Annotated in this window: 7 protein-coding genes; 3 read left to right on the top strand and 4 right to left on the bottom strand. The window is 57.7% G+C overall.

What is annotated here, in order from left to right:
• Nucleotides 1-213: 213 nt before the first annotated feature.
• Nucleotides 214-1,032 (bottom strand): 3-methyl-2-oxobutanoate hydroxymethyltransferase, encoded by an 819-nt coding sequence (gene panB, locus ACINK1_RS12535; protein ID WP_376800715.1) that lies wholly within the window; start codon nt 1,030-1,032, stop codon nt 214-216.
• Nucleotides 1,033-1,222: 190 nt separating this feature from the next.
• Between panB and ACINK1_RS12530 the strand changes: the two genes are divergently transcribed.
• From ACINK1_RS12530 to ACINK1_RS12520, 3 genes are all read left to right on the top strand, one after another.
• A complete protein-coding gene (locus tag ACINK1_RS12530; RefSeq protein WP_376800714.1) occupies nt 1,223-2,746 on the top strand; it encodes a UxaA family hydrolase in 1,524 nt (507 codons plus the stop codon).
• A gap of 208 nt (nt 2,747-2,954) precedes the next feature.
• On the top strand, nt 2,955-3,122 hold the full coding sequence (locus ACINK1_RS12525; protein ID WP_376800712.1) for a hypothetical protein: 168 nt from the start codon (nt 2,955-2,957) through the stop codon (nt 3,120-3,122).
• 475 nt (nt 3,123-3,597) lie between these two features.
• Nucleotides 3,598-4,458 (top strand): EamA family transporter, encoded by an 861-nt coding sequence (locus tag ACINK1_RS12520; RefSeq protein WP_376800711.1) that lies wholly within the window; start codon nt 3,598-3,600, stop codon nt 4,456-4,458.
• 277 nt (nt 4,459-4,735) lie between these two features.
• Here the strand turns inward: ACINK1_RS12520 and pcaF are convergent, their stop codons facing one another.
• From pcaF to ACINK1_RS12505, 3 genes are read right to left on the bottom strand one after another with little or no spacing between them, the layout of a single operon-like run.
• On the bottom strand, nt 4,736-5,944 hold the full coding sequence (pcaF, locus tag ACINK1_RS12515; RefSeq protein WP_376800710.1) for a 3-oxoadipyl-CoA thiolase: 1,209 nt from the start codon (nt 5,942-5,944) through the stop codon (nt 4,736-4,738).
• A gap of 51 nt (nt 5,945-5,995) precedes the next feature.
• Nucleotides 5,996-8,032 (bottom strand): phenylacetic acid degradation bifunctional protein PaaZ, encoded by a 2,037-nt coding sequence (gene paaZ / locus ACINK1_RS12510; RefSeq protein WP_376800709.1) that lies wholly within the window; start codon nt 8,030-8,032, stop codon nt 5,996-5,998.
• A gap of 38 nt (nt 8,033-8,070) precedes the next feature.
• Complete coding sequence (locus ACINK1_RS12505; protein ID WP_376800725.1) at nt 8,071-8,769, bottom strand: ABC transporter ATP-binding protein; 699 nt, start codon at nt 8,767-8,769, stop codon at nt 8,071-8,073.
• Between the last annotated feature and the right edge of the window lie 3 nt (nt 8,770-8,772).

The raw sequence follows: 8,772 nt of genomic DNA, 5'->3' as shown, positions 1-8,772 counted from the left end.
GTTCATTGTCGAGCACCAGCCTGACGGCACGCTCGCGGACTTCGGGTGAAAACTTGTTCGTCGTCTTGCTCATGATGGCTCCACATTCTCAGGAGTTGAGCCCTCCGGCAAACCCAGTGCGGTTCAGGTTTCCATATTTTGCTGAGCAAGGCCCTGGAGTGATTGACGCCATCGAGGCAGCCTGCGGCCTATTTTGGCCGGCCGGGCGACCTTTCACCCCTTCATGTCGTAGGTGTGCTCTTTGGCGGGAAAGGTGCGTGCGCGCACCTCGGTCGCGTAATCCTCGATCGCCTGCCTGATCTGATCGCCAATCGCGCCATACTTCTTGACAAATTTGGGAACGCGGGCGGAAAGCCCCAGCATATCCTCAAGCACCAGGATCTGGCCATCACAGGCGGCTGAGGCGCCAATGCCGATGGTTGGTATCGCAATCTCATCCGTGATTTTTGCCGCGAGCGGCTCGGCCACCGCCTCGACAACGACCGAGAACGCACCAGCCTCAGCAACCGCTCTCGCATCGTCGACAAAGCGCTTCCAGCTTGCCTCCTCACGACCCAGAGCCTTGAAGCTGCCCAGCGTGTTGATGCTTTGCGGCGTCATGCCGATATGCGCCATGACCGGCACGCCGCGCCTGACCATAAACTCGATCGTCGCAGCCATATGCGCGCCGCCCTCGAGCTTGATTGCGCCGCAATGCGTCTCCTTCAAGATGCGGGCGGCGTTGCGGAACGCCTGCTCGTGGCTCTCTTCATAGGAGCCAAACGGCATATCGACGACCACCAGAGACCTTGCGGAGCCGCGCATCACCGCTTGCCCCTGCAAAATCATCATCTCCAGGGTCACCGGCACGGTCGTCTCAAATCCGTGCATCACCATGCCAAGGCTGTCGCCCACCAGGATGATTTCAGCCAGCCCGTCCACCAGGCGGGCGGTCTGCGTATGATAGGCGGTCAAGGCGACGATCGGCGTGCCGCCCTTCATGCTGGCGATATCGACTGATGTGAGGCGCTTTGTGGTAGGCTGGAGCGGCATGTGTTCCTCTCATTTTGCCAGCGACGATGCCCTGTGCAGGTTGAAGCGCCGAAAAAACTGCCAATGGCCAGGCCGAATTTCACTGGCTGGAATACAGCTTGACGCATCAAATGTCCAGTTCGACAACAAGATAACAGATCCAGCCGCCAAATCTGCGAGGCTGGCGGCGGCCATTTCAGGACACTGAGCCATGACGATCACACCCACCCGCACACTGCGCCTTCATGCCGACGATAATCTGCGCGTCGCGGTCGATATTGTCCCGGCAGGAACGATGGTCGAGACAGCGCTGGCGCGCGAGCGCATCGTGCGGGGTCACAAAATCGCCGTTACCGGGATCGCCGATGGACAACCTGTCATCAAATTCGGCCAGATCATCGGCTTTGCCAAACGGACGATTGCGCCGGGCGAATGGATCCACGAGCATAATTGCGCTTTTGACACCTTCGCGCGCGATCCCGAGATCGGGGTTGCGGCACAGCCGCGCGCCATCCTGCCGGACAGCGAGCGCGCGACATTCGAGGGGTTTCGTCGGGCCAATGGCAAGGTTGGCACGCGCAATTATGTGGCCGTGATGACGAGCGTCAATTGCTCGGCAACGGTCGCCAAATACATGGCCGAGGAAATCGCACGCTCCGGCATCCTCAAGGATTATCCCCATGTCGACGGGGTGATCGCGCTCGTCCACAGCACCGGCTGCGGGATTGCCGCCGAAGGCGACAGTTTTGAAGCGCTGAAGCGCACCACTTTCGGTTACGCCTCAAACCCCAACATCGCCGCCAGCCTGCTGGTAGGCCTTGGCTGTGAGGCTTTCCAGATCGGGCGCTACAAGGAGGCCTACGGGCTGAAGGAGGGCGAGACGTTCCGCACCTTCACCATTCAGGACAGCGGCGGCACGCGCAAGACCGTGGCGGCCGGCGTTGAGGCGATCACGGCGATGCTGCCCATCGCCAATCGGGCAAGGCGCGACACGGCACCGGCCAGCGAGCTGATGCTGGCACTGCAATGCGGCGGCTCGGACGGCTATTCCGGCATTACCGCCAATGTGGCGCTGGGATCGGCAGTTGACCAATTGGTGAGGCAGGGCGGGACGGCGATCCTGTCGGAAACACCGGAAATCTACGGCGCGGAACATCTGCTGACCCGGCGCGCCCGCAGCGAGGCGGTCGGGCGCAAACTCCTCGACATCATCGCCTGGTGGGAAGACTACACGGCGCGCGCGCGCATGAGCATGAACAACAACCCCTCGCCCGGCAACAAGGCGGGCGGGCTGACGACCATCCTTGAAAAATCCCTGGGGGCGGCCGCCAAGGGCGGTTCAACGACGCTTGAGGCCGTCTATCGCTATGCCGAGCCGGTGACGGAAAAGGGCCTCGTCTTCATGGACACGCCCGGCTATGACCCGGTTTCCGCCACGGGCCAGATCGCGGGCGGCGCCAATCTTCTGGCGTTTACCACCGGGCGGGGCTCCGCCTATGGCTGCAAGCCGACGCCCTCGCTGAAACTCTCCACCAACAGCGCCATCTACCAGCATATGAGCGAGGATATCGATATCGATTGCGGCGTCGTGCTCGACGGGGTGAGCATCGAGGATAAAGGGCGCGAAATCTTCGATCGCCTCCTCCAGGTGGCGTCCGGCGCGCATACCAAATCCGAGGATCTTGGTTATGGCGAAGCCGAGTTCGTGCCGTGGCAGATCGGCGCGACGATGTGAGGGTGACTACTCAGTTGAAATTACAACCGATAACGATCAAAATAAATCAACAGATGACATGTTGAAATATCTCTTTCCTGTTCAGTATCCATGTTAATATGATATAATAATTCACAATCAAATTATAAATAATCCAAACGATTAGTTATTATTATCGCATTTAAATCGCAACAAGAAAATCTGCTTACAAATTGCGCGAGGTGGATTGATGGCGCATGTCACAGGAACAAGCGAGCTAGCTCATATTGCTGGTTTCGAGAAATTAATCTATTTAAGAGACAGTGCTTATGCAACCGATATGCTTATCGCCGCTATTACCCATCTAAATTTTTTTACTTTGATAGGAAATCACTCATTTACATCTCAAGATGTTTGATCTCACTTTTGTCTTAAATATCGCGCTCTGGATGTAATGTTAACTTTATTTAAATCATGGGATTTATTTATAGAGGGAAATGGCCTATTTAAACTTACGCTCACGCTTCCTATATGGTATGATATTTATCTTTTTTCTCATGTACTTTAAAATTGGGACGCACCTCAAGTTGCATTACTGATAGATAAACGCTTTCAATCGCTTGCATCAGGCGGTCAGCTTGGTATATACGGAGCTCATATTAATTTATCTAAAGATGGACCAATACAAATTGCAGAATATTCCTCGTTAATGATATCATTATATGAAGGAAAATGCTACAGTTTTGATGAAATAAAATATATTATGCAAAAATCTGGATTTATCGATATCACTTATATTAATTCTATTGCGAATAGAAGTTTAATTATAGGCATAAAAAAGTAATAATACGTATTTTCTATATTATGAATATTCATTTAGGGACACGTGCGCTATGTCTGTGTACCACATCACACTCGCGTCCATGGCTTCTCTAATCTGGGGCGCAACGTTCCTGTTCACAGACGCTGCGCTCCAACATATGCCGCCACTTCTATTTGCTGCATTGCGGTTTTGTTTCGTGTTACCCGTTGCATTTGTAGTTCCGCGTCCAAATATTCCTTATTGGATTATCGCCCTGGCTGGCATTTTCCTGGGCGTGGGGCAATATGGATTTCAATTTTTAGGTATGGCCCAGGGTGTGACGCCAGGACTGGCGTCTTTGCTCGCGCATACCCAAGCGTTCTTCACCATAGCGATTGCCGCTTTGCTGTTTCGCGAACAGATTGGCGCTGGCCAATTGGCGGGGATAGCGCTTGGCATTATTGGTTTTGCCGTCCTCGTATTTGAAAAAGACAACAGCACGAACGTCTCCATCCTGTTTATATCGATCTTGGGCGCTGTTTCCGGAGCGGTAGGAAACAATATTCTTAAATCAATTGGCGGTTCCGTCGATATTCTGGGGGTCGTGGTATGGATGAGTATTTTTGTCCCAATCCCCTTGTTTTTGTGTTCCGTTGCCGTCGATGGGTGGCCAACTATTCAAGGCGCCTTGATCAATATCAACTTGATTACGATCCTGTCGCTCATTTATTCGGCTGTGTTTGCAACAATCATTGCGTTTGTGATCTGGGGTAAATTGCTAACGCTATATCCGGCGTCGGTAGTGGCTCCTTTTTTCTTATTGGTTCCCGTATTTGGAATATTCCTTTCGATCGCGCTTAAAAATGAACCGTTTGGTATGGCTCGAGTGGTTGGATGTGGCTTTATTTTTGCAGGTTTAATTGTTTCTATTGTACCACGGCATTCCAGATGATCTTTTTTTGGCTATTACTATCAATTATCGAATGATAATTATAATACAGAACAATCGATCACCATATTTACAAACGTCATTCGTCAACTACTATGTTGGCTCGTATGAATAGATCGTCGATGATCGCCCGTCAGCGCTGATCCGAGTGAGGTCATCGGCCGGATGGCGGTTGGCAGGCATGCCCGCAACGCTCTTGCGTCGAGTGTGTGCCGTTAGCGCTGAACGGTTGTCGCATCGCCAGTCCGGCTAGCGGCGCGACGATGTGAGGCAATCTTGCTCACACCCGCTCGATCAGCGCGGCGATCCCCTGCCCCACGCCGATGCACATGGTGGCGATCGCGCGGCGCAAACCGCGCACCTCAAGCGCACTGACCGCCGTCATCGCCAGCCTTGCGCCCGACATGCCCAATGGATGGCCAAGCGCGATAGCGCCGCCATGCGGGTTCACGTGGTCAGCGTCATCTGGCAGGCCGAGATCGCGCAGCACGGCGAGCGCCTGGGCGGCAAAGGCTTCATTGAGTTCGATGATGTCGATGTCACGCAAGGCAAGCCCGGTTCTGTGCAGAAGCTTTCGTGTCGCCGGCGCAGGCCCCATGCCCATGATGCGCGGCGGCACACCTGCCGACACCATCGCGACAAGACGGGCGCGCGGTGTGAGACCATATTTTCTTGCTGCTTCCTCCGAGGCGAGGATGAGCCCGGCCGCGCCATCATTGACGCCCGACGCATTGCCAGCCGTCACCGTGCCCCCCTCTTTGCGGAAGGGTGCCCTCAGTTCAGCCAGCTGTTCCAACGTCGTATCGCCGCGCGGATGCTCGTCGACCGCTACGGTGGTGCTGGCACCCTTCTTGCCGGCGATCATGACAGGCGTGATTTCGCGGGCAAAGAACCCAGCCTCACTTGCCTCCTTGGCGCGCTGTTGTGAGCGCAGCGCAAAGCGATCCTGATCACGGCGATTGACCTGACATTCCGCAGCGACGTTTTCGGCCGTCTCGGGCATTGCATCGATGCCGTACTGGGCCTTGAACAACGGATTGACGAAGCGCCAGCCGATCGTCGTGTCGTATATTTCCGCCTGCCGGGAGAAGGCTTCCGCCGCCTTGCCCTGAACAAAGGGGGCGCGCGTCATGCTTTCAACGCCGCCGGCGATCACAAGATCCGCGTCGCCGGTGCGGATGGCGCGGGCAGCCATGCCGACAGCGTCGAGCCCCGAGCCGCACAGCCGGTTGATGGTGGTTCCGGGAATGGTCGATGGCAGGCCGGCAAGCAGGAGCGCCATGCGGGCGACGTTGCGGTTGTCCTCACCTGCCTGGTTGGCGCAGCCCATGAAGCAGTCATCGACTGCTTCCCAGTCGACGCCCGTGTTGCGCTCACGCAGGGCGCGCAAGGGATGGGCCGCAAGATCGTCGGTGCGCACATCCTTCAGCGCTCCCGCATAGCGCCCTATGGGGGTGCGGGTGAAGTCACAGATGAAGGCGTCTCTCATGGGTTTTTCCTTCAATCAGCGTACCTTGGCGGCAACGCTTTCAATCACGATTCAAGCGATATGGGCGTTCATGGTCAGAAGTTCATAGGTCGCCGCCGGCTCGCCGGCGGAGCTGGTGATCTCGACCGCCCACCGCACTTCGCCGTAATCCCTGTGGCGGGAGGCTTTCGACTTGACGGTGAGGCGCACGCTGATCGCTTCACCCGGCGAGACCGGTTTCAGGAAGCGCAGATTGTCGAGCCCGTAATTGGCGAGCACCGGCCCCTTGTCGGCATCGACGAAGAGGCCGGCTGCAAACGCCAGCAGCAGATAGCCATGCGCGATACGGCCGGGAAAAAAGGGATGGCCCTTCACGGCCTCCGCGTCCATGTGCGCGTAAAAAATATCGCCGGTAAAGCTGGCGAAATGCTCAATATCGGCAAGCGTTACCACACGCTCCTTCGAGTGGAACGTCTGGCCAATGACGAGCGCGTCATAAGCGTAACGGAAGGGGTGCTGCTCGCGGGTGATTTCAGGCGCACCCTTGATCCATGATTTGAGCACTGCGCTCATCATGGCAGGCGAGCCCTGGAGGGCGATGCGGCGCAGATGATGCTTGACGGCCCTGACCCCGCCGAGTTCCTCGCCGCCCCCTGCCCGGCCTGGCCCGCCATGGGTGAGGTGCGGCATCGGCGCGCCATGCCCGGTCGATTCCCGGGCGCAGTCGCGATCAAGCACGAGCATGCGGCCGTGATAGGCGCCTGCCGCGAAAATCACGTGGCGGGCCGTATCCACGTCCCGGGTCACAAGTGAGCCGACAAGGCTTCCCTCGCCACGATTGGCAAGAGCGATGGCATCATCGATGGCGCGATAGGGCAGAAGGGTCGCGACCGGGCCGAAGGCCTCGACGTTATGCACTGTTTCAGCGCTTGCCGTGTCGCGGACCCTGAGCAGGATCGGTGACAGGAAGGCGCCTTTCATTGCATCAGCGCCGTCGACGCTGACCTGAGACGGATCGCCGAAGAGGATATCACTTTCGCCAGCAAGCCGCGCAATGCGCGCGCGCACGTCACGGCGCTGGCTGAGCGAGGCGAGCGCGCCCATGCGGGTTGTTTCAAGCCGTGGATCGCCGATCCTGAGCCTGGCCAGACGCTCGATCAGCGCGGCACTTACGGCTTCGGCGCGGTTCTCCGGCACGAGGATACGGCGGATGGCCGTGCATTTCTGCCCTGCCTTGACGGTCATCTCGCGGAAAACCTCACGGATGAAAATCTCGAATTCGGGATCTTCCACCGTGATGTCCGGCGCCAGGATCGAGCAGTTCAGTGAATCGCGCTCGGCGACGAAGGGGACCGCGTTCTTCAGGAGGCCGGGATGGCTCTGCAGCCGCGCCGATGTCTCCATCGATCCGGTGAAACCGATCATGTCCTGGCCGTTGAGATGGTCGAAGAGATCATGAGTGGCGCCGCAAATGAGCTGGAGCGCACCTGGCGGCAGGATGTTGCTGTCTATGATCAGGCGGGCTGCCGCTTCAGCCAGATAGGCGCCGGTTGTCGCCGGCTTGGTGATAACCGGCATACCGGCAAGGATGGCGGGAGCGAATTTCTCCAGCATGCCCCAGATGGGGAAATTGAAAGCGTTGATATGAACGGCCACCCCTTCTCGCGGCAGATAGGCGTGGCGGCCGATGAAGGCGCCGCTCTTGGAGGCATAGTCGACATCGCCATCGAGCAGGAAGGTTTCATCGGGTAATTCGCGCTTGCCCTTGGAGGCATAGACAAACAGCGTGCCAATACCGCCTTCGATATCGACCATGCCGTCACTGCGGGTGGCGCCGGTATGAAAGGACAATTCATAAAGGGCGTCCTTATGCGTGGTCAGAAGCCCGGCGATGGCTTTCAACGCATCGGCACGCTGGTGGAAGGTCAGCTTGCGCAAGGCGGCACCACCGATCGTGCGGGCATAACGGACCATGGCCGCCATATCGATGCCGTCCGAACTTGCGCTGGCGACCGGCTCACCGGTAACGGCACTGGCGATCATGACAGGCGCGCCCGTGCCAGCCACCCAGTGACCTTGCGCAAAGCTTTCAAGGACCAACGCGCTCATCTTCCACCTCGTTCAAGACGTCCATCAACCAAAGCCGGTCAAATCCCCAGATATGCCTTGCGAATATCGGCATTGGCGGCAAGATCGCGCGCCGGTCCCGACAACGTCACGCGGCCTGTTTCAAGCACATAGGCGCGGTCAGAAATCGCCAGCGCTGCATTGGCATTCTGCTCAACGAGCAAGATGGTCATGCCATCAGCCCGCAGGGTGCGTATGACATCGAATATCTGCTCAACCAGCAGCGGGGCCAGACCCATGCTGGGCTCATCCAGCAACAAAAGCCGTGGCGCCCCCATGAGCGCCCGGCCTATCGCCAGCATCTGCTGTTGACCACCCGACAGGCCGCCCGCCGCCAGATGGCGTTTTTCCTTGAGGAGCGGAAAGAGCCCGTAGACGCGCTCAAGATCGGCCTGCGGCTGCCCTTGCCGGCGATAGGCACCAAGCCGCAGATTATCCTCCACACTCATTGGCCGGAAGACCTGCCGACCTTCCGGCGACTGGATGATCCCTGCCGCCACGCGCGCATGCGGCGACAGGGTTGTAATGTCGTGCCCGTCGAGCATGATCCGCCCGCCGCTGGCCGGCTCAATTCCAGACAGTATGCGCAGGAACGTCGTCTTGCCAGCGCCGTTGGCGCCGATGAGCGTGACGATTTCACCCGCTGCGACCGACAACGCGATGGCATGGAGGACGCGGATGCGGCCATAGCCGCCCTCTAACCCCTCGACGCTGAGCAAGGA

Origin of the sequence: Raskinella chloraquaticus (SeqCode) (assembly GCF_021731865.1) — a bacterium.
Lineage (GTDB): Bacteria > Pseudomonadota > Alphaproteobacteria > Rhizobiales > UBA4765 > Raskinella > Raskinella chloraquaticus.
This window is presented reverse-complemented; position numbering and strand designations above follow the sequence as displayed.